Below are 21,611 nucleotides of genomic sequence, written 5' to 3'. Positions count from 1 at the left end.
TAATGATAAAAAATAAGTTCAATCTCAAGAGTTAAAAATAAATAAATTATATTAACTTATAATTATCATTTCAGTGTAAGAAGAGTAAGTTAGCTTGAACAAAATATTTGTTACGCAGTCACCTTTAACCAACCAAAAATATCACCCACCTTCAACTGTAGCCCCTGGCAGAATTCTGGCACTGGTAAAACAGACTCAATTTCCTCAAAAGGTAAAGGTTGTTGTCTTGCAGGATAAGCAGCAATGAATCGCTCGTCAGGGTCAATTAACCAACCCATTTGAGTTCCGTGATTGAGAGCGTGTAAGATTTTTTTTGTAACTTTTGTATGGCTTTAATTTATCGAACCGCCAAGACGCCAAGAACGCCAAGAATTCGTAGAGTGTGCGTAATTCCTATTTATATAGTTAATATTTTTTCAATTTAAAAATCAGCCGCCACCTAAATTATTTCAAGTTTCCTTACGGCTACAATACATCACCAAAAGTAGAAACAATCCCATTCCCGCCAAATATTTAATTGCCTCAGGGACGCTGGGATTAGGCGAAAAAAAGCCTTCGATCGCACCAGCAATAACTAACATTGGTACAATCCCAAATATTAGCTGCACTGATTGAGAACCGTAAAATTTCAGTGCATCCCCACGCCGATATTTACCAGGAAATAAAATTGCTCTTGCTAATAAAAATCCTGCACCCCCAGCAAAAAAGATGGCAGGTAATTCTAAGGAACCATGCGGTAATACAAACGCCCAAAAAGGATAAGCCAGATTATTTTGACCTACTAAAGTACCAACAGCACCAATCAATAAGCCATTAAATACCATCAAATAGACTGTGTATAGCCCAGCCGTGATACCACCGGCGACAGCCCCAAAAGACACAGACAGATTATTGATCATAATACTGCTGGATGCTAGAGGTTCAACGCCGACAATTGACCCCATCCATAATTTATGCTCATCTCGCACCTTGGTAATCAAACTTTCAGGTACGATCAAAGGCATAAAGCTGGGATTTTGCCAGGAATACCACCAAGCTACTAATGCCCCTAGTAGAAACAGCGCCGTTGCAGCAGCAATGTATGCAAATGTTTTCTGAACTACAGATGGTAATCCCCATTGGTAAAATTTTAGGATTGCCTGCCATTCCTGTCGCCGCGAACCTTGGTAAATCTGCGTATAGGCACGAGTTGTTAAAGATTGTAAACTTTGTATCAAGGTATTGCCGATTTGCTGAGTACGGGCACGGGCCAAATCTGCCGCGACTGAACGATACAAACTCGCTAACTCTCTAATTTCTGCCGCCCGTAGAGACTTTAACCCTTTTTTTTCTATCTGCCTTAATAGGGCATCTAAACGCTGCCAATTTGGTTCTCGTCGCGCAATCCAACGTTGAATATTCATGAATTTTGGGAACACTGAGTTTAACTTAGCTTAAGATAGCTTCAAATTCATCTCCGTAATTTCAAGGGAAATTTGCCATTATGTCTGAAAGTTTTGGATCTCCCGGTCAGATACAACCACTGAGTATTGGTAACGTTGTTAGTGCTGCCGTGCGGTTGTATCGTTCTCATCTGAAAACTTATCTTAATCTGGCTGCGATCGCTCACTTGTGGATTCTAGTTCCGATTTATGGCTGGGCAAAATATGCAGCCATTTCTGGACTCATTTCCCGCTTGGCTTTTGGAGAATTAATTTACCAACCTGAAAGCATTCAAGCCGCCAGGAGCCATGTTAATCCGCGTTTGTGGTCATTTTTAAGAGTTGGTTTCCAAGTAGGAATATCTTTGTTTTTAATTTATTTTGGATTAGCGATCGCTGGTGGTATTGTGGGTGGCTTGCTAGGAGTAGTATTAGGAAGCATATTAGGTACTACAGGCGTTGTAGTCGCAACCACATTGGCAATCATTGTAACGGCAGGTATTGTGCTATTAGGACTAATTTGGTTTTACTCCCGTTGGGTAATAGCTGAGGTACCGCTAGCAGTTGAGGAAAATATTAACGGTGGCGAAAGTGTCGCTAGAAGTTGGGAGCTAACTAAAACCTCGGTACTTCGCATTGTGGGCATCGTTTTAGTTGCTTTTATTGTTACATTACCGTTAGTGTTTGTATTAAACTATATACCCAGCTTATTCCTCTTAAAGCTTGAGCAAGGTTCTGCTATCTACTCGATTGTGTATTTTATTTCTTGGATCGGCAGCTTAGTAGGTGGAGTTTTTGTGATGCCATTCTGGCAAGCGCTAAAAGCTGTTTTATACTTGGACTTGCGAAGTCGGCGTGAGGGTTTGGGTTTGCAATTACGAGAGCCTCCTTCGTCGGATTTTCGTTAACTCAACATTTAAATTCAACTCTGTTAATTTTGAATTAGCTAAAATATGCGCTTTTTTAATCGCATCACATTCCAGACTCCAGAAAGTGTAGAACTAGAATTTACTCTTGCTGGAATCGGAAATCGTGCTTGGGCTTTGATCATTGACTATCACGTTTTGGCTGTGATTTTGGTGGGATTTATTGTAGCTTGGTCTATCGTTTCAGATCAGTTAGGAGATTTTTGGGTAGATATTTTCGGTACCGCAGTGACTTTGTGGTTGATGGCGATCGCATTCCTTACTAGTTTTATTATTTACGTAGGATATTTTGTAATTTTTGAAACTTTATGGTTTGGGCAAACCCCTGGTAAACGGGTTGCTAAAATTCGCGTGGTTCGAGATGATGGTAGACTCATCGGGCTACAACAAGCAACGCTACGTGCTTTACTACGACCTTTTGATGAAACTTTGTTTATTGGTGCTTTTTTAATTATGTTGAGTCATCGAGAAAAGCGTTTAGGTGATTTAGCTGCTGGCACAATTGTAATTCAAGCCCAAATACCCACTGCATCTGCAACATTGATAATTTCAGAACAGGCAAAAAAACTTCATGAACAGTTAATCGAAATTGCTGATTTTTCGCAATTAATGCCAGATGATTTTGCTGTGATTCGTGAGTATTTACAGCGTCGTGGTGCAATGTCATTAAAGGCAAAAGCATCACTATCTCTAAAGCTAGCCGAGCAAGTTAAAGCTATTATTAATTTAGAAAAATTGCCAGAAGCTGTTACACCTGATGTCTTTTTAGAAGCTGTTTATATTGTTTATCAACAACCAGAATTTTAGGCAAGATATTTTATTTAGAGCATTGGTAAAAAACTAGGTTTAGCTAAAAGACAATTTATCTTTGAGCTTATTTTCTCTGCTATGTATGTCTACAACTAGTGTGTAATTACAGGTTCTCGCTTTCCAACTCACACACCACTAAAACCTTTAATTCCGTCACCCGCTTCAAAGCTGCATCATTGGTCAAAAATGCCTCACAACCAGCAATTATTGCCGCTACCACCTGCAATGCATCGGGTAACTGAAGGTTGTAGCGCACCCGAATTCTCGCAGCTTCTCGTGCAATAGCAGCATTAATCTCCACAAAAACCACTTGTTCTTGTTGCAACACATCGACAAAAGCTTGCTCTAACTCAGCTAACCCCAGACGTATAGCACCTACCAAACACTCTGATAACGTTATCCCAGATACTACTGCTGTAATGTCATTTGACAATCGCTCAAAAATTGGCTCGACTAAATTCACAAACTGCGGATTGCGTTCTACAAAATAAATTACAGGTGCTGTATCGAGAAACAAGCGAGAAACATTTGCTAATGCATCACTAATCTTCATTCCTCTTCTCGGAACAACCGTTCTCGATGCTCATCTCCTTCTTGTCGAGTCAGCGAAACCCATTCCTGAGCATCTTCACCCAATAACGGAAGGGAGCCATACCCTTCAAATCGCTCCACTTGCGTTTTGCTTGAGCTTGGTTAATATGCTTTTTTATCCGCTCTACCAAATGCTCCATTACGGTCAATTGCTCTTGTGGAGTCAGTTGCTCAATCTCGCTTAAAATTTTTTCGAGTGACGGACTCATCAATCTAACCCGTTGTCAATATCTGTAAATTTTAGCGTTTTTACTCTTGGGTATATCCCAATTATTTCAAAAATCCCAACATTCCCATAGATTAACTTAAAGGATGTTTCTATTGGACTAATACCATTTGACTTTAATAATGATACAAATATGCTGGTAGGGGCATTTAGATAAACAGGATTTTAATAAGTTTTTCTAAAGTTGTTTAGAAATTGAGTAGTCAGTAATTGGAAACTACTGACTACTAACTGCTAACTAATGACTTAAAAATCTAAAATCGGCCAGTCTGGTTCACGATAATAGCGTGTCATGTTGTCAAACTTTCGCAATTCGACGCGATTGATCAAAAATTCTGGCAAATCTAACAACCATTGATCATTCAATTGAGAAAGCATTGTGCTGAAACTTGTGCGGTCTAAGTCAGATGAAACCTCCCCAAAATAGGCTAATGTAACATGGGCTGTCAAGTGATAATGCTGCTCAATACCCAAAGCAATTAACTTGGGATTTTGATAAATTGTTCGGCGAAATTTAATAATTTCCTCGTAACAACGTTCATCTTGGGGTACTAAACAAATGGCTACAGCCCTTGGCATCAGTATCAGCCCCAGCATTTGCCATTTAATCGGATGACTCCTGTTTGTCATCAATTGTTGATATTGCTGAAAGGTTTCGGCTATACAAGAGTGTAACTCTTCGTCAAATTTGGGATTTTTTTCGCAGGCATCAAGGTAAGCATTGTCCCAAATTAAATCCGCTAAAGTTATATGGAAGCTAGCAGGGGGTAGAGGCACAATCAAATCACGGCTTACAGGCAACTGCAAAAGTTCCTGTTGGTAAGTCTGTAATTTGTCATAGAAAGCAGAATTTTGCGATTCTTCTCCTGCTGGCGGGGTAATTAGCGTATAGCCAGGAAAGGACGCTGCTTGTCTCAACCCAGAATGTGGCTGAAATTTAGAAGATTCCTGGATATGCTGGACTTGGGATCTGTAGGCTTCTGGCAGCGTTAGCCGTGCTAACCGATTTAAGTAGGTTTGATAGTTGTCGTCCAATCTTCATAGCCTCATGCTCTCACTTGATAGATTTTAGGGAAAATTACCTTGATTAACAGAATGATTTTAAAAGTATTTAATTTTGGGAGTGGGGAAGAGGCAGGGGAGCAGGGAGCAGGGAGCAGGGGGAAATGAGGGAGATGAGGAGACAAGAAGAATAAGCAATGCCCAATGCCCCATTCCCTAATATACGAGGTTAGTCTATGCCAATTTATGTTTACTGGGGTGAAGATGATTTTGCTATGGAAAAAGCGATCGCTATGCTGCGCGATCGCGTCCTCGATCCCCAATGGATAAGTTTTAATTACACTGCATTCACACCAGATCAAGCTGATGCTGCTATCCAGGGGCTAAATCAGGTCATGACACCCACTTTTGGCGCTGGTGGGCGCTTAGTATGGCTGATAAACACTACTCTTTGCCAGCAGTGTCCAGAGAATGTGCTAGCAGAACTGGGGCGATCGCTAAGAGTTATTCCCGAAAACTCATTTTTATTACTTACCAGCCGGAACAAGCCAGATGAACGCCTCAAATCCACAAAATTATTAAAACAATTTGCTACTGAATTCCGAGAATTTCCCCTCATTCCCCCTTGGAAAACCGAATTACTGGTGCAATCTGTTAATCAAGCAGCTCAGAGTATGGGCGTAAAACTAACTGCTAATGCTGCCCAGTTTTTAGCAGAATCTGTAGGAAATGATACACGCATACTCTACAATGAGTTAGAGAAACTACGGTTATATGCTCAAGGTAGTAATAAGCCTTTAGACACAGATACTATTACCAAGTTAGTAAGAAATACTACTCAAAATAGCTTACAATTAGCAGCAGCAATCAGAACAGGAGATACACCTAAAGCTTTGACCACACTGGCAGATTTGAGTAATGCTTCCGAGCCGGGATTACGGATAGTAGCCACACTGATTGGACAATTTCGCACATGGCTGTGGGTGAAGATTATGATAGAAAGTGGGGAGCGCAATCAACAAGCGATCGCTCAAGCTGCTGATATCGGTAATCCCAAACGGATCTACTTCTTACAGCAAGAAATCAGGCTGCTTTCTGTGCAACAGTTAATTTCTTGCTTACCCCTACTATTGGAATTAGAAGTGAGTCTTAAGCAAGGAGCATCAGAAATAACAACACTCCAGACTAAAGTCATCGAACTTTGTCAAGTATGCCGAGGAAATTGACAATCAAATATAAAAGCTTGATATGTTGAGCAGTTGCTGGAACTTCCAACTCCGAAAATAATTCAACATTCTTATAATATCCCTGATGTAGTTTCGTGTCACACACTATATGAATAAAATTTCTGATTTATTTTCTCGATCTAGCCGAAAGCGAATCCTTTCCCAATCATTCTTTTTCGGCGCGATCGCTACTTTGGGTGTAATTTCCAATGCTTTTTCATTTAGTTCAAAAGCTTATGGCCAAACTCCAACACCAATAGTTAATAATACTCAAATCGATAGCTACGCTAAAGCTGTGCTAGCAATGGAGCCAGCACGTCAAAGTGCTTTTGAAGAAATTAAAAAACTTATTGGTAACGGAGAAATTCCCCAAATTGTTTGTAACGATTCTAATAGCATAAATGGTCTTCCAAAGAAGGCTCAAGATATTGCAGTGAATTACTGTAACTATGCTCAAAAAGTTGTCGAAGAGAAGGGTTTGAGATTTGAGCAGTTTAACAAAATAACTATAGAACTACAAAATAATGATGTCTTAAAACGGCAGGTTTACAATACCTTATTACGCCTGCAAAAAAGTCCTGATTCTCCATAGTTAGAAGTTTCATAAAAATTCAAAAAAGACACGTTAAAACTAACTAACCTTGCATAAAAGTGAAAGCTAATATGGTTTTAACACAAAAATCTATGAACATTAATTCATAAAACACTTGTTTGTGAATATTAATTTAATTGCTAATCATCTATTGCATTTTACAAATGAATTTTTATCAAAAAAGAATAAAACCATGAATTCTGAACAAAAAAACGTCTGAATTCAGGAATTTAATATCCCCACTAAACCTACATCTGTTTCAGTTAAGCAAGGCGCAACCTATTAAAATTTTTGGCGCTAATCCAAGCGTATTGTATCAGGACTTACGCAAAATAATGGAAAAACGAACCGCAAAGGCGCAAAGGACACAAAAAAATGAGAGTTTTAGAGAGTTATTGCGTAAGTCGTATGTATCTTTAGGGATCTTCAATTAGTAGCTTTTTTAAATTCTCCACTTATTGAAGAAGAATTCTTGCTTGCAAAATTCTTTTTCAATAAAGTGATACATTCAATCATAAGACATATTTGCTTGGCGTTTGGTGTAAATATTTTTCATGTGCTTCTTCACGGTATTTATAGTGATATAAAGCTTAGTAGCAATTTCTTTGTAGCTGTAGTTGCTTCTATAGAGAAGCCAAATTTCAGCTTCTCGCGGCGTCAAATCAAATTTTTTAACTTCAGTGAGTGCTACATTTTTTACAGATTCATATTGATTTTCTATAGTCACCAATAAACAAGGCACTTCAAACCCCTCTAAATCTAGCAGCCTCACCCTAATACGAAAAATATTCGACTTATCAAGTACAATTTCATCCGACAGAATTACAAGTTTATCAGAAAACAAATACCGACTATTGAATAATGATTCACAAAAATTCCAAATGACTGGTGGTACAAAATTTTGGTTGAAGTTACCTTGATTGAATTGACAGCAAAGGCGACGAGCCGATGCATTAGCATGAATTATTTCACCAGTTTGGCTTAAAATTAATATACCGTCTTCTAAGCCTTCAATTACTTCTTGCAAAAAATCAGCTCGCTTTGAGTCATATAAGTCAATTCTATCTAGCTTTTGTGTTTCAGTTACTGTTTTTACTAATGTTTTTGTTAGGGCGCTCATAGGAAAAATTATAATGTAGAAAATACTGCTAATTAGTAGTTATGGGTAGTTAAAACATGCACTCTCTATTTCTTGGATGATTCTCTGAATAAATTGGGTGAATCTTACAGACCAATCATGCTGATGGCAGCAACCCAAGTGTTGCAACTATTTTCTTGAAGTACTCAATTTGCAATTTATGTAGTTTATTTGTATTAAAGTATGTTACATACTTTACAATACAATTCTTAAATTGCCTATTTCGGAATTCGCTTCCAATAAGCTTTAAATAATCTTCCCCCGCTAGTGACCCCCTTGAGAATGGACTAAAGAAGAGCCAGTCTATTGAAGCCGCTTTTCCTAAATAGTTATCGTCCCAAAAGACAAAAATTTCTTAGACTGAAGTAAAAATATACATCTAATACCAATTCGCAATGGGCTTCGCCCCGCTACGCTAACGCAATCGCAATTCAACAACGCCAAATAATTTTTATATGCAGATATTGACCTTGGAATAAGATTGATATTTTGTATAAATTTTGATATTAGTAACAAAGAGAATGGGAGATGGGGTAAAATTTAGTCCCTATTCCCCATTCCTCATTTTCTCTAAGCTCGTCCCGCAAGTCTGGCAACTACTGTAGCTAACTCAGCTGCCTCAATAGGTTTAGGCAAATGTAGCTGATAACCTTCTTGTATAGCTCGCATCCGATCCTCTGCTCTGGTATAGGCTGTTAATGCTGCGGCGGGAATATTTCCCCCTAGTTCTGGTGATTGCGATCGCACTTTGCGGATCAAAGAATAACCATCCTCATCGGGCATACCAATGTCGCTAACTAAAACATCTGGTTTCCACTGTGTAATTACCTGCAATGCTTCTGCAACTGATGCTACAGCTTGAACTTCGGCTTGGTACTGTTCGAGGATTGTGGTGATGAAATCACGGCTATCGACTTGATCATCTACAACTAGCACGCGTACACCAAGGAGCGAGAGAGGGATAGAGAGAGGTAAAGGGGCAATGGGGTAGAGGGGCGGACTCTTCAGAAGTGGTAGTTTGACTGTAAACGTCGTCCCTTGTCCTTTGCCTGGACTATTTGCGTAAACAGTACCGCCATGTAATTCTACCAAATTACGCGTGATCGCTAATCCTAGTCCCAATCCACCATAGGTTCTAGTGCTAGAACTATCAGCTTGACGAAAGCGATCAAAAATGTAAGGAAGAAAATCAAGGCTGATACCAATACCTGTGTCAATTATCTGAATCTGAGCGTATTTATCTGTTGTGTCTTGTTTTTCTTGACTAGTAACTACAGACAATTGCACCTCTACCCGTCCTCCTGTGGGTGTGAATTTGATGGCATTGGACAGTAGATTCCAAATTATTTGCTGTAAGCGCTCAACATCACCGGATACTAAGAATTGAGAATTTTCGCCCAACATGGTTTGGGATTGTGATTCTCTTGATTTTAAATTTTCGTGATTGATTCCTAGTTCCAAATCTGAATTTTGCGTTTCTTTTGAAGGAATAAGGGAAAATCTTAAATTGATTTCTTTGGATTGGGCGGCGAGGCTAACAGTCTCTAGGCTCGACTCAATTATTGGAACCAAATTACAAGTACTGACATTGAGACGTAATTTGCCTCGCATCATCCGTGATATATCCAGTAGGTCTTCAATTAGCTGGGTTTGTGCCTTCGCATTGCGTTCAATTGTCTCCGTAGCCCTAGCTATCAGGGTTTCACTAAGCTTACTTCGTTGCAGTAGTTGCGCCCAGCCAAGAATGGCATTGAGAGGCGATCGCAATTCGTGGGATAATATTCCCAGAAACTCATCCTTCATCCGGTTAGCCTCTTGCAACTGTTCAGTTTGTTGTTGCAAAGAAGCAATTAAACTAGCTCGTTCCATTGCGATCGCTATCTGGTCACATACTGCTTGCATCATTCCCTTTTGATTTTCGGTGAAGCTTAACCGAGTACGGCTGCCAAAAGAAAGAGTACCCAACAGCCGTCCTTGGGCGATCAATGGGTATGCATAATAAGCAGTAATCCCTAAAGAGCGAATCAATGCGGTTTGCGCCTCAGTGGATTGCTGCACATTCTCTACAGCTAGGGAATTGCGTTCTTGCGCTACAGTACCGCAAACCCCTTGATCTAATGGCAAGTACTCAATTTCCTTTGCTATCTCTGGAGAAATACCACTGTAAGACCCCAACCGCATTACCTGAGAGTTATCCTCAACCAAATAGTTCAAATAAACTTCTATTCCAATTTGCTCTCTTAGTTTTTGGTAGACGCTATCGATTAGTAGTACTGGTTCCTGGCTTGAGAGTAAATCGTTGGCTGTGTCAAATAGTAGCTTTAGTCTTTTGTAACCTAACGAGAGGGCTTTTTCTGCCTGCTTGAGGTTGCTTATCTCTTGGAACACCAAGATACAGGTAGCCGGATGACCGTGCATTGCTGGCAAAGTATCAGCAAATACCAATAGAGAGCGCACACCACCAGGGGTGTGCCAGTCTACTTCCAACCCATTCAAGCGTTCGCCAAGGGCAACCCGCACTCCTGGCATTTGTTCATTGGGGATGCGATCGCCAGCCGCATCTGTATAGTGGTAGACTGTATGATACTCTGCGGCTGGTACACCTTTGGGAAATTCACCCCCAGCTAATTCGTTAGCAGAACGATTGGCAAAAGTTACCCGCGCTGTTCCTGGTTCAATAAACAACAACGGTCTTGGCATCAGATTTAAGACATCCTCTAGCCATTTTTGCTGATTTAGAAGTGCTTCCTCTGCCTGCTTGCGCTGCGTAATATCTAAAAATGCACCAACGCTTCCTCTGGTTTTACCCTCTTCGTCAAACAAAGGTGCAACGTACTCCAATAGATTGACGATTTTTCCATTTTCATGGACAACATCGAGTTCACAACCTAGAACTTCAATACCATGAGTTGCGGAGTATTGCATTGGGAGTTCCTCTGCTGACAGTTTCCTTCCCTGGCAGTAGACTTTAAAGCTTGTCAGTTTTTCGTTCAAGGGAGCGCTGAGGGAAGCATTTGTGTCTGACGATATTCCCAACTGATTGGCAAAAGCAGGGTTAACCTTGATATTTTGGCATTCTGGATCTTCGGCAATCCCAATTCCAATCGGAATTACATCTAACAGAGTTTGTAACTCAGTAATGCGGCGCTGTAAATCCTTGTTTAGTTGTAAGATTTTTTCCTTAGCTACTTTTTGTTCGCTGATGTTGCGAGTCACAGTTGCTAAGGCAATTGGCTGACCTGTCTTCTTGTCTGTAACAGTGAAGATATTGTAATCAACTGGTATGGCTTGACCTGTTTGGAGATGGCAAAAGCAGAATTCTCCTTGCCAGCGTCCTTCTAATAGCACAGTCGGCAATATATATTGTTGAAAATAGGCTTTGTCTTTGGGCATGAAGTAATCTAATATTGCCTTTTGCCTGACTTCATCAAAACTGGAAAGCCCTACCAGCTTTTGGCCTGCATCATTTATGTAGAGTAATTGACCATCAAGAGTGCCGATGCCGATAAAGTCAGAGCTATTTTCTACCAGCGATACTAATTTTTGTTGTTCTGCTTCTGCTTGCTTGCGATCGCTCAAGTCGAGGATAAACGCTACCGACTCGTCGCGGTTTTCTCCTAGCAGCACGTAACCAACTAAAACGGGAATACGGCTACCATCCTTGCGAATATATTCTTTCTCGTAAGGCGTACAAATAGCGTTGGTATTTCCCTTGGCTTCGGCGACACCTCGCTCATCCAAGTATAAATACTCTGGTGGTGTGATATTGCTCCAACTTAACCTACCTTCTAACAAATCCTCCCGCGTGTAACCAATCATCCTCAAGAATTCGTCGTTTGCCTGTTGGATACCCCCATACACATCGCCAAACAGAATACCGATGACGTTAGAATCTACAAAACTTCCCAGTTTAGCTTCATAAGTTCTAAGTGCTTTTTGGGCAAGATCACGCTGATTGCTAAGGCGTTCAATAACCCTAGCACTTTGCCAAATCAAAATAGTAAAAATCACAATCAGGACGATCGCAAATACCGATATTGCAAAAGCCGGATCGTATTGTCCTGCCCGTTGACCTTCAACAATTAGCCATCCCAATATAGAAGGTACTGCGATCGCAGCAATTAATAAACGACGTGCAAGTAAGCCGCCATAACTATCACTTGTAACTACCCTCATTAGCCCCTGGTCTGACCGCGCCCACAGAACGCCCATACTTAATAAGCTGAACAACACCGCCGTGTGTAAAGCCATTGATGTTGTATAAGGGGCAAGTCCGTAGAGAACTTTCACTTTGTAGGCATAGCCCATCAGCGCTTGAAAGGAAATTAAAGTAGCTATCAGAGCTATAATCTGAGCATACCAATAACTGCGGTGGGTTTTTGGATGAATCAAAATCTCTAGGGCAACGCTAACCAGCATAAAGTTCAGTGCTGTGTTCGCCCCCATTCGCCCTGGATACAATGTCGCTATGCTAGTTGACAAATCACGAAACAGTAGCTCGTCAATACCGAGATTCCAGCCAAATAGATATTCACAAAGTGTAAGCGCAGCTATTGTAGTGACAGCTATTGCACAGACTCTAGAAATTAAAAGGGAACTATGAAAGGAATTTTCAATTGTTTTTTCCTCTCTGCTCCCCTGATTTGTTGCTTTTAAAAATAGCCACAACGATACACCACACAGCACAAAACAAAGCGCTGTATTTACTTTCATTGTGGCAGGACTACCAGGGAAGCCACGCTTAAGAACTTCAATGCCAAGACACCAACCAACTACTACCAAGCTGCCAACAAAAACAGCGATCGCACTTGCGACTTTAGGGACAAGTGAATTTGTAGTGATTTTAGATATATCTTGCAGCCGCAAGCGGTTAATATTTAACATTGATTGTTCTCTAACCGCATCTATTTAGCGTAGTAAACTTATCTATTTCTTACGGTTTAACTTTTTCTACCCCTTGTATTGTATGTTTGTCCTTGACTTGCTTTTCATCTATCTCTATGCATATTTTTTATTGCACAATTTAGAGTAGGAAATAATGGTGGTTTTTTAAACCACCTTTGCGAGTATTTCAAAATTGCAGAGTATGTCGCTTACCATCATCTTGGAAACGTTGCTCTCCAACCCCAACAAATTCTACAATTACTTCGCGTGGTGGAGGTGTCCATTCTCCCATTCTCGCTCCAATTTCAACTACTGTTTGGTTTGTCTGTGTAAACACGCTTATATCTGTTAGCGAAAAATTCTTATCTAAATACTCTTTTGTCTGTCCATCATCTTCAAATAGCTGATATTCGTTATTACCAGGCCAAATCCGTAATCGGATCTCATCGAGTGGCGCTTGATCAACGTATTGCTTGACAGGTTGCATGGGAATTATCGCACCACCACGGACATACAGTGGCATTCTTTCTAGTGGGGCATGAGCAAGAATGTGAATCGGGCCTTCGTAGCGATCGCCACTCCACCAATCATACCAAGTGCCAGCAGGTAAGTAGACAGCTCGATGTTCAACTCCAGGGCGGTAAATTGGTGCAGCCATCAGCGATGCACCTAGTAATACTTGATCGTAGAGGCTATAGGTTTTCAGATCGTTAGGGAAGTGGTACAATAATGGTCTTAAAATCGGTGCGCCTGTTGTTGCCGCTTCCCAGAAAAGACTATAAATATAGGGAAGTAATTGGTAACGTAGATTAATGTATTCTCGACAGATATTTTCAACGCGATCGCCAAATACCCAAGGTTCATGACGAGCAGTAGACATTGCCGAGTGACCGCGCATCAATGGATAAAGCATTCCTACCTGCATCCACCGAGCGAATAATTCAGCTGTGGCGTTACCAGCAAACCCGCCAATATCGCAACCCACAAAACCCACACCCGAAAGTCCCATATTGCAAAGCATCGGCAGAGACATTTCTAAATGCTCCCACAACGATTGGTTATCCCCCATCCACACAGAAGACCAGCGTTGCACACCAGCATAACCCGATCGCGTTAACACAAACGATCGCTCCGAACCTCGATGCCGTTCCAACCCTTCATAGCAAGCTTTAGCCATCATCAACCCATACAAGTTATGCACTTCCGTATGAGTAACAGACACAGAGATATTCTCCTTGTCCCCTTGTCCCCTTGTCCCCTTGTCCCCTTGTCCCTCATCACCCCCCTGCGGTGCATCTAGGGGAAACCAAATCTTTTCACCATCATCGCCGAAAGGGCGATCGTTTATGGCAGGTTCATTCATATCATTCCAAATGCCCGCCACACCAACATCAGTTAAGCTTTTGTGTAAATCAGCCCACCAGTTAGACACATCAGGACGCAAAAAGTCAGGAAAAACAGCTTTCTCAGGCCAAACGTAGCCGTGGAACAATGCACCATCAGCTTTCCGCACAAAATAGTCATTTTCTAAGCCTTGGTCAAAAACATGATAATTACCTTCTGGTTCATACTTCACACCAGGATCAATAATTGTGACTGTTTTGAAACCATCCTCTGCTAAATCACTAATGAGTTTTGCTGGATTAGAAAAGCGTTGAGGACTCCAAGTAAATACCCGATAACCCCGCATATAGTCGATATCCAAGTGAATAACATCACAGGGAATGCGACGCTGACGGAATTCTTGCGCTAGTTCCCGCACAACGGTTTCTGATTCATAACTCCAACGACATTGATGATAACCCAGCGCCCATTTCGGTGGTAATGGCATTCTCCCGGTTAATTGAGTGTAAGTCTCCAAGATTTGGGCAGGTTCGGGGCCATAGATAATGTAATAATCTAATTCACCGCCACGAGTTTCCATCTTCCAAATACCTGGCTGTTCAGCACCGATATCGAATTGACTCCAAAAAGTAGTGTTGAAAAAGATTCCATAGCCTAACTCTGGACGCAAAGCCATAAAAAATGGAATTGCTTGGTACATTTCATCAGTCAGTGCATCATAATCTAAGGCATCCGTTGTCCAGTTGGTTTTGACTTCGCTGAGTTTATCCAGAAAGCCTGTGCGTTCACCAAAACCATAGAAATGTTCATCGGCTGCAATTTCCTTCCATCCTGCAACTGTACCCATCCGCCAACCTATACCTATCTCTGCATCTTGGGCAAAAGGGCGATTAGCTTTGTCGAAACAGACGATGCGACACTTTTCTCGCTGGACACACACACGAATCTGTGCTGTTTCAATTTCTACCGTTGCTTCATTTTCTTGCACTGTAAAAGGTGTTGTTGCCCATTCTGCATCATCTGGCGTTACTGCCCAAGAACGCCGAGGCATAAATTCCCCAGTTGGTGCGAAACGCACGCGGAGTAAATTGGGCGCAAGTACGCTGATAGTAAGGCGTGAGTCGCCACAGTCAAAATTAATAATATTATTGTCGGAAGTTACAGCTTTTACATTGCTAAGAGTTGTCCAAGGTTGGTTAGTAGTGGGTAGTTTTCCGAAATATTGCGGCATATCAGTTATTTAGCAGGTAAACACTTGTCCGCATTCATGATTACAGAGATATTCACCATCAAACTCTTTCTTTCGCTAGAGGTTGGGTGAAAAATTAGCAGATATTTTTAGCAGCAGGAGTTCATCAACAGCCTCTGTAAGTTATCACAACCTAGCTCCGGTAAGGCGTTGTGTCTATTTACTATCTAATACTGGTGGAAACTCCTGATTGCAGGCTGGTTGTAGTTAATATTGGCTGCAACACAATGATAGTTGCTCTCTAGTCCTAGTCTACAAATACCGCAAATAACAGGTTTTAGCAATTAGTATTGCTGGTAGCTACATTATTTGTATGGTGTTGAATTACGATAAAAAATTAGTAATAATTTTTGCAATTTCTGCAACATGGCTATAAAGTAACCCATGTCCAGCTTCTTTAATAATTTTAAGTTTTGAACCAGAAATTTTGTTATTCAAAATATTACTATTGATAGGAGGAATGATCAAATCGCTATCTCCAGTCATAATTAAGGTAGGTGCTTGAATGCCTTGCAATAAATTGCATGTATCGTGGGCATGATGCGCCTGTAATTGCCTTATATAAGCATCTGATTGGCTGTGATAGGGTGAGGTTTTTGTGAAAAAACTTTCTATTTTTTTCCGGTTATTAGAGATAGCTAAGTATGATGCCGGAAAAAGAAGATCCAAAAAATCTCCTTGAATATTTGGATTAAAATTGCTACAATCGCCACCAGCCATTGTGCAGGTCAATATCAATTTATTTAATTTGGTAGGATGTCTCAAGGCAAACTGTTGAGCAATCATGCCACCCATACTATATCCTAAAATATGAGCTTGTGCTATTCCTAAAGCATTAAGCAATCCTGCTACATCATTTGCCATATCAGCAGTCGTGTAATTGTATGTTGACTGGCTTTTTGTTCTTCCAGAATCGCGGTTGTCAAACAGAATGACTTGGTAATGTTTTGCCAGCTCATCAGTGAACATATCTCCCCAGTCTAAAAGGCTGAAGCTGAAGCCCATAATCATGAGTAGCGGATAACCATTGCCTTTCATCTCGTAGTAGATGCTAATATCTCCAACTTGAATTTCTGGCATTTGAAGATTAAAAAAGATAAAGAATAGGAAAATATAATAATTAGCTTTTCAAATATTTTTGAAAGCTATTACATAGAAGATTTTAGTCAAATTAACCTCATGCTGAGTGGCAATTTTTTATTAATATAAAAAACTTAATATTACTAAATTTAATTAAAAGAGAGTGCAGGCAACCACAAATATTTAACACTTACAGCGTTTTACAATTCGTGTGACATCATATTTCCGCCTTATTCAAACCAAGTTACTATATATCCTGCGGCTTCTCGTCTAATGACTTTAATTCATCTAGGCTGCAACGCAAACGTGGGTTGTCAGGGTCAGTCAAATCTAACTTATCCCAAGGTACTGTATAACCACTGTAGATTTTATGCGCCCCTAGTAGACGCAAAATTCCTAACCCAATTGTCCAAGCAGATAACCGTTCTAACACCGCAGCATAACCGACAAGATATTCCTTAACAATCCATTCTTCACCTTGTTGTTCGGCGCGTACTTCCTCAATGCGTCCAACGGCTTTACCAGTTGAGTCTAATACTGGTTTACCCAGCAGCAATTCTAGATGAATTTCACGAGTTGCCATTATCCCCCTCCTGGAATTCGTGCGATGATGCGATCGCGCAGCCATTTTTCATACCCTAAAGCTGGTGTTGCTTCAGCTTCAACATCCACTTCAACATCAATACCAACATCCCGCACTTTTGACCACGGAATCCGAAATGGTTCACTTTGTTTAGCGCCCCATTTACTTGCAATTGCTGCTACCAAACGTGCCAAACGGGGATTTAGCCGTTTACTAAGAGTTGTCACACCTACTTCAATATAAGCAAGTCGTGGTGGTTCGCTATCGCGTAACTCCATCACAATGCCATCGACTTTACCCATCTTGCGTTGATTACGGTCAACTAATTGGTTATCAAGAACATCTCTGATAATATCCATTTTCTACCCTCCAATAATTTCTAATGGAATAGCAACGATCGCTAAAACAAATGTCAGCGCGATCGTAAAAATGACAACACTGTTACTAATCCATCCATTACGATACTTACCAACGTATAATTCATCATTCATCAAAACCAAAAAAGGTATGATTACAGGCGGCAAAATCACTGCTGTAATCGCCATTGAAAACAAAGTTAATTGCAACGGATCGATACCAAATACCATCAGTAATGAGGCGAGAAAGACAAACACGGAGTAAACTAAACTAAAACGTGCAGCATCTTTTGGTTTAAGATTTTCGCCCCAATTCCAACCAAAAGCTTGAGCTACAATATACGCTGTGTCGAGGCTTACCTCCAGTGCTGCACCAAAGCAAGCAATTCCTAAAGATGCAGCGAATAGCACAAAGCCCCAGTAACCAAAAGTTTCTGTCAACATTAGCGCCGCCTGTTCATAGCTATCAACCTGGATACCTTTGGGATTGAGTACCAGTGCTGCCACAATCAACACTCCCAGTGATACGATACTACCAAAGCCCATCCCCAAACTAGCGACGGCGCGATTCACACCGATATATCCTTCATCCCACTTATCTTCTACTGCACCAGATGAGTAGAAATAAAATAAGTACGGGCTAATCAATGCACCCAGGATGCCAACAGCAAGGTATAAATAATGTGCGGTGTCTTGTTGCGGCACGGTTGGTAACAAACCAGAACCAATTTTTGTTAAAGATGGATGCAACTTAAAAGTAGCAACAACAAAGACTAGTGTGATTAATCCAAAAAAAGAAATCCCGTTTTCAATTAATCCAAATGTCCCTTTCCAAAGTAGCAACCAAATTGCAAAGGCTACGGGTAAAGCAAACCACTGAAAACTAATGCCTGTTACTAATTGCAGGGCGATACAAACACCACCAATTTCGGCTGCTAAAACTAAAAAATCAACGACAATTTCTGCAACTAGTGGAATAATATAAAAGTTGAATCCAAATCGTTCTCGCACCGCCGCAGCTAATGTATGTTTGCTAACGGCTGCTAAACGTCCAGACATTTCCACCAGAAAAATTACACAAATTGTCCCTAAGACAATCGCCCAGATTAGTTGAAAGCTATAGGTAGATCCAGCTTCCGCAGCAGTAGCGATCGCACCTACATCTAGAAACCCACCAATACTGGTAACAATCCCAAGCGCGATTTCCAAAATTTTATTCATTGGTTTGCCCTGCTACTTTTCTTTAGCTTGTTTAGCGATCGTTCTTCTATTGCTAGTTCTCCAAGCTTTTGCTGTACCTCTAAACGATTTTTTTGTCCTACAGCCCTAGACATTGCTTCTGTTTTATTTGTTAACTGTATAACTTCACCTAATAGTACTGATTTATCATCCTGTGTTACATCTTTAGATAATTTTATTTTGTCTATTTTATCTTTTTCTTTTTGCAGTTCTTCTGTAGCTTTTTTCAATGTTTGTTCAGCATAATTATTTGGTATAACATTGCGTATCCAGGCATCACCAACCATATTTACTGTTGCTACCCAAGAAGATATATTTTGTGCTTCTTTGTCCATATCTTGTACGGAAGTTTTACCACTGCAAGAAGCTAACAATGTCAGTATTAATAAACAATTAATTACAGATTCTAATTTACCAGCCTCTGGCATTTATAGACTCTCCATAGCTAATACAAATACATTTTTTCTCGCCACCTCGGCAATAGTGTACATCTATCTAAAGAAATATTTTGTAAAATATTATTTCAAAATTTATTGTATTAACGGAAATCCACTTCAAAAAGGAGGATGTTACTTGCATCTATAGTAAATTATGACTGTTCTAAGGTCAAAGGTTTTATAAAATACTCTAAATCTTTTTGAGATATACAAATATTTAGCAATTCCATCCCCTACAAAGCATATGTTGATGTATATCATGATGCAGATACATTATTTACAATTAATAGTCTAGGCTTATACAATAAGAAGCTGGAATACACATCTTAGCTTGGTTGTAGGAAGGTTGAAAGACATACAAAGGCACAATCATAGAAGGAGAAATATTTTGATATTTCCCTTCTAGTTTCCCATTTTTCTTACCTTCATAACCTTCTTTCCAGCAGAATTAAGTTAGGCTTAAAACTCTAAAAATATGCAAAATGACTCTGGTAAAACTATTTCTATTTGGATGACAACGGCAGAAGTACCAGAGCAACCAGTGCTTACCGAAAATACTCATGCAGATGTGTGCGTTGTCGGTGCAGGGATAGCAGGGATGTCAACTGCCTATATGTTAACCCGCGCAGGTAAATCAGTAGTTGTGCTGGATGATGGCCCCATTGGTGGCGGTCAAACAGCAAGAACAACAGCACACGTATCGAATGTGCTAAGTTATCATTACTACGAACTGGAGCAAATGCACGGTAAAGAGGGTGCAAAACTGGTTGCTCAAAGTCATACAACAGCAATTAATACTATAGAGGCGATCGCTACCCAAGAAAATATTAACTGTGACTTTGAGCGACTTGACGGCTATCTTTTTCCGCCAGACTTGAAATCAATAGACGAGATTCAGCACGAGTTAGAAGCAACACACCGAGTTGGACTAACTAATGTTGAAATGGTGAAGAAAGCTCCGTTAACTGGCTTTGATACAGGAGTGTGTCTACGCTTTCCCCAACAAGGGCAATTTGATCCATTAAAATATCTAGCTGGACTTGCAGAAGCCATAGAACGGCGTGGGGGTAGAATTTATACGGGGACACACGTAGAAAAAATTCAAGGTGGTTTACCCGCTCATGTTGAGACAAGTAGTGGTAAAGTTGTCACAGCCGATGCTGTGGTAGTAGCAACTAACTCACCCATCAGTAGCTTAGCTACTATGCACTTCAAGCAGGCTCCATACATCACTTTTGTCATCGGTGCAAAAGTGCCTCGTGGTTCTGTTGCCAAAGCGCTTTATTGGGATACCCTTGACCCCTACCACTACGTAAGATTACAAAATATCGACGAAGAATATGATGTATTAATTGTTGGTGGCGAAGACCATAAAACCGGACAAGCTGACGATGCCGATGCTCGCTATGCCAGACTCCAAACGTGGACGCGAGAACGTTTCCCAATGGCACAGGAGATTTTATTTCGCTGGTCGGGACAGGTAATGAATTCTGATGATGGTATTGCCTACATTGGTAAAAACTCTTTTGATGAGGAAAACGTTTACATCGTTACTGGTGATACAGGCATAGGAATGACCCACGGTGCGATCGCGGGGATACTGTTAACTGACTTGATTTTAGGGCGAAATAATAGCTGGGCACAACTTTATGACCCATCGCGTGTGAGACTTGGTGGAGTCGGTGATTTTATCTCTGAGAATCTTAACGTTGCTGCCCAGTATTTAAAGTGGGTCACACCAGGCGATGTTGATTCCGTTGAAAAACTTGCTCCCGGTACAGGTGCAGTGGTACTACGTGGTTTGACAAAAGTCGCAGCTTACCGAGATGAAGATGGTACACTGCACGAACATTCGGCAATCTGTACTCACCTCAACTGTATCGTCGCTTGGAATTCCTCAGAAAAGACCTGGGATTGCCCATGTCACGGTTCGCGGTTTGATACGCAGGGAAAAGTAATCAACGGTCCAGCAATTAATGGGCTGACACCACTGGAAAACAAGTAAAAAGTGGAGAGTAAAGCTTTAATCTCACTCAAAAAAACGGCATTGCTGAATCATGGGATGATTTAGCCCAATTTTGAACGAATTTTCGTGTTTGCATAAATAATTTGCTTAACCAGAGTTACTACACTCTACCCCCCAATCTTCCTCCTCGCTTGCGGGGAAGGGGTTCTTCACGTTTAAAAAGTAATCAAGCGGACATGATACGAGAGGTCAAATATTCATAAATATTTTATTGAGTGGGCAAACAGCCCACTTTTTTATTGTCAATCTCGTAAATATACGGGAACTTCTTTTTCTTGGTTATGGTCACTTGATACCACCTTAAACAGCAAGCAGGTTCTCACTGTAATCCATCAAGCTTAGACGTAGCCCAACCCAGGTATCGCAAGTCCTTTATATCTAATGTAACTTACCCTGACTCTTCGACATACCATAGTTCGCATCTAAAGGTGCTTACATTTACTGCTATCTATTACCAGCTTCTCTTAAATTGTCTTTATAT

18 protein-coding genes are annotated in these 21,611 nt (G+C 40.6%); 5 read left to right on the top strand and 13 right to left on the bottom strand.

What is annotated here, in order from left to right:
- Nucleotides 1-110 precede the first annotated feature (110 nt).
- Complete coding sequence (locus tag RMZ43_RS11530) at nt 111-278, bottom strand: hypothetical protein (RefSeq protein ID WP_322646590.1); 168 nt, start codon at nt 276-278, stop codon at nt 111-113.
- Nucleotides 279-449: 171 nt separating this feature from the next.
- A complete protein-coding gene (locus RMZ43_RS11525; protein ID WP_322656219.1) occupies nt 450-1,403 on the bottom strand; it encodes a stage II sporulation protein M in 954 nt (317 codons plus the stop codon).
- An 80-nt stretch (nt 1,404-1,483) separates the two neighbouring features.
- Between RMZ43_RS11525 and RMZ43_RS11520 the strand changes: the two genes are divergently transcribed.
- Complete coding sequence (locus tag RMZ43_RS11520) at nt 1,484-2,329, top strand: hypothetical protein (protein WP_322656218.1); 846 nt, start codon at nt 1,484-1,486, stop codon at nt 2,327-2,329.
- 45 nt (nt 2,330-2,374) lie between these two features.
- Nucleotides 2,375-3,154: an RDD family protein gene (locus RMZ43_RS11515; protein WP_322656217.1), complete on the top strand. Its 780-nt coding sequence runs from the start codon at nt 2,375-2,377 to the stop codon at nt 3,152-3,154.
- Between the two features lie 106 nt (nt 3,155-3,260).
- Here RMZ43_RS11515 and RMZ43_RS11510 read toward each other — a convergent pair whose 3' ends face one another.
- The 3 genes from RMZ43_RS11510 to RMZ43_RS11500 form a co-directional block, all read right to left on the bottom strand.
- Nucleotides 3,261-3,710: a type II toxin-antitoxin system VapC family toxin gene (locus RMZ43_RS11510; protein WP_322656216.1), complete on the bottom strand. Its 450-nt coding sequence runs from the start codon at nt 3,708-3,710 to the stop codon at nt 3,261-3,263.
- On the bottom strand, nt 3,707-3,829 hold the full coding sequence (locus RMZ43_RS11505; RefSeq protein ID WP_322656215.1) for a hypothetical protein: 123 nt from the start codon (nt 3,827-3,829) through the stop codon (nt 3,707-3,709). Before RMZ43_RS11505 ends, RMZ43_RS11510 begins: the two co-directional genes overlap by 4 nt.
- 391 nt (nt 3,830-4,220) lie before the next feature.
- On the bottom strand, nt 4,221-5,009 hold the full coding sequence (locus RMZ43_RS11500) for a DUF1868 domain-containing protein (protein ID WP_322656214.1): 789 nt from the start codon (nt 5,007-5,009) through the stop codon (nt 4,221-4,223).
- 203 nt (nt 5,010-5,212) lie between these two features.
- Here RMZ43_RS11500 and holA point away from each other — a divergent pair, with 203 nt between their 5' ends.
- Together holA and RMZ43_RS11490 are read left to right on the top strand one after the other, a co-directional pair.
- Nucleotides 5,213-6,202 (top strand): DNA polymerase III subunit delta, encoded by a 990-nt coding sequence (gene holA / locus RMZ43_RS11495; RefSeq protein WP_322646583.1) that lies wholly within the window; start codon nt 5,213-5,215, stop codon nt 6,200-6,202.
- Nucleotides 6,203-6,311: 109 nt separating this feature from the next.
- On the top strand, nt 6,312-6,794 hold the full coding sequence (locus tag RMZ43_RS11490; RefSeq protein WP_322646582.1) for a DUF4168 domain-containing protein: 483 nt from the start codon (nt 6,312-6,314) through the stop codon (nt 6,792-6,794).
- A 508-nt stretch (nt 6,795-7,302) separates the two neighbouring features.
- On the opposite strand, the gene RMZ43_RS11485 is transcribed toward RMZ43_RS11490, so the two are convergent.
- The 8 genes from RMZ43_RS11485 to RMZ43_RS11450 all read right to left on the bottom strand — a co-directional run bounded on the left by RMZ43_RS11485 (nt 7,303) and on the right by RMZ43_RS11450 (nt 19,095).
- Entirely contained in the window at nt 7,303-7,914 is a 612-nt protein-coding gene (locus RMZ43_RS11485) for a helix-turn-helix transcriptional regulator (protein ID WP_322646581.1), read from the bottom strand.
- Nucleotides 7,915-8,502: 588 nt separating this feature from the next.
- Nucleotides 8,503-12,816: a PAS domain S-box protein gene (locus tag RMZ43_RS11480; RefSeq protein ID WP_322656213.1), complete on the bottom strand. Its 4,314-nt coding sequence runs from the start codon at nt 12,814-12,816 to the stop codon at nt 8,503-8,505.
- Between the two features lie 187 nt (nt 12,817-13,003).
- A complete protein-coding gene (locus tag RMZ43_RS11475; protein ID WP_322656212.1) occupies nt 13,004-15,391 on the bottom strand; it encodes a glycoside hydrolase family 31 protein in 2,388 nt (795 codons plus the stop codon).
- Between the two features lie 342 nt (nt 15,392-15,733).
- Nucleotides 15,734-16,489, bottom strand: a complete 756-nt coding sequence (locus RMZ43_RS11470) for an alpha/beta fold hydrolase (protein WP_322656211.1) — start codon at nt 16,487-16,489, stop codon at nt 15,734-15,736.
- A gap of 247 nt (nt 16,490-16,736) precedes the next feature.
- The gene (locus RMZ43_RS11465) at nt 16,737-17,072 is read right to left on the bottom strand and encodes a hypothetical protein (protein ID WP_322646577.1); all 336 of its coding nucleotides are present in this window, start codon (nt 17,070-17,072) and stop codon (nt 16,737-16,739) included.
- Nucleotides 17,072-17,431, bottom strand: a complete 360-nt coding sequence (locus RMZ43_RS11460; RefSeq protein WP_322656210.1) for a hypothetical protein — start codon at nt 17,429-17,431, stop codon at nt 17,072-17,074. Before RMZ43_RS11460 ends, RMZ43_RS11465 begins: the two co-directional genes overlap by 1 nt.
- A 3-nt stretch (nt 17,432-17,434) precedes the next feature.
- Nucleotides 17,435-18,649 (bottom strand): NRAMP family divalent metal transporter, encoded by a 1,215-nt coding sequence (locus tag RMZ43_RS11455; protein WP_322656209.1) that lies wholly within the window; start codon nt 18,647-18,649, stop codon nt 17,435-17,437.
- Entirely contained in the window at nt 18,646-19,095 is a 450-nt protein-coding gene (locus RMZ43_RS11450) for a hypothetical protein (protein ID WP_322656208.1), read from the bottom strand. The genes RMZ43_RS11455 and RMZ43_RS11450 overlap by 4 nt, the downstream gene beginning before the upstream one ends.
- Before the next feature lie 484 nt (nt 19,096-19,579).
- Here RMZ43_RS11450 and RMZ43_RS11445 point away from each other — a divergent pair, with 484 nt between their 5' ends.
- The gene (locus RMZ43_RS11445) at nt 19,580-21,109 is read left to right on the top strand and encodes an FAD-dependent oxidoreductase (protein ID WP_322656207.1); all 1,530 of its coding nucleotides are present in this window, start codon (nt 19,580-19,582) and stop codon (nt 21,107-21,109) included.
- Nucleotides 21,110-21,611 lie beyond the last annotated feature (502 nt).

Origin of the sequence: Nostoc sp. CmiVER01, assembly GCF_034531135.2 — a bacterium.
In the GTDB taxonomy this organism is placed as follows: Bacteria; Cyanobacteriota; Cyanobacteriia; order Cyanobacteriales; family Nostocaceae; genus Nostoc.
Note: the sequence above shows the minus strand (reverse complement) of the source record. Positions and strands in the feature narration are given on the sequence as shown.

Bases quoted from the DNA above. Each gene is read 5' to 3' on its own strand.
- RMZ43_RS11475 (WP_322656212.1), bottom strand. From the start codon at position 15,391: ATGCCGCAATATTTCGGAAAACTACCCACTACTAACCAACCTTGGACA.
- RMZ43_RS11460 (WP_322656210.1), bottom strand. From the start codon at position 17,431: ATGGATATTATCAGAGATGTTCTTGATAACCAATTAGTTGACCGTAAT.
- RMZ43_RS11530 (WP_322646590.1), bottom strand. From the start codon at position 278: ATGGGTTGGTTAATTGACCCTGACGAGCGATTCATTGCTGCTTATCCT.
- RMZ43_RS11520 (WP_322656218.1), top strand. From the start codon at position 1,484: ATGTCTGAAAGTTTTGGATCTCCCGGTCAGATACAACCACTGAGTATT.
- RMZ43_RS11465 (WP_322646577.1), bottom strand. From the start codon at position 17,072: ATGGCAACTCGTGAAATTCATCTAGAATTGCTGCTGGGTAAACCAGTA.
- RMZ43_RS11455 (WP_322656209.1), bottom strand. From the start codon at position 18,649: ATGAATAAAATTTTGGAAATCGCGCTTGGGATTGTTACCAGTATTGGT.
- RMZ43_RS11490 (WP_322646582.1), top strand. From the start codon at position 6,312: ATGAATAAAATTTCTGATTTATTTTCTCGATCTAGCCGAAAGCGAATC.
- RMZ43_RS11445 (WP_322656207.1), top strand. From the start codon at position 19,580: ATGCAAAATGACTCTGGTAAAACTATTTCTATTTGGATGACAACGGCA.
- holA (WP_322646583.1), top strand. From the start codon at position 5,213: ATGCCAATTTATGTTTACTGGGGTGAAGATGATTTTGCTATGGAAAAA.
- RMZ43_RS11510 (WP_322656216.1), bottom strand. From the start codon at position 3,710: ATGAAGATTAGTGATGCATTAGCAAATGTTTCTCGCTTGTTTCTCGAT.
- RMZ43_RS11480 (WP_322656213.1), bottom strand. From the start codon at position 12,816: ATGTTAAATATTAACCGCTTGCGGCTGCAAGATATATCTAAAATCACT.
- RMZ43_RS11525 (WP_322656219.1), bottom strand. From the start codon at position 1,403: ATGAATATTCAACGTTGGATTGCGCGACGAGAACCAAATTGGCAGCGT.
- RMZ43_RS11450 (WP_322656208.1), bottom strand. From the start codon at position 19,095: ATGCCAGAGGCTGGTAAATTAGAATCTGTAATTAATTGTTTATTAATA.
- RMZ43_RS11515 (WP_322656217.1), top strand. From the start codon at position 2,375: ATGCGCTTTTTTAATCGCATCACATTCCAGACTCCAGAAAGTGTAGAA.
- RMZ43_RS11470 (WP_322656211.1), bottom strand. From the start codon at position 16,489: ATGCCAGAAATTCAAGTTGGAGATATTAGCATCTACTACGAGATGAAA.
- RMZ43_RS11485 (WP_322646581.1), bottom strand. From the start codon at position 7,914: ATGAGCGCCCTAACAAAAACATTAGTAAAAACAGTAACTGAAACACAA.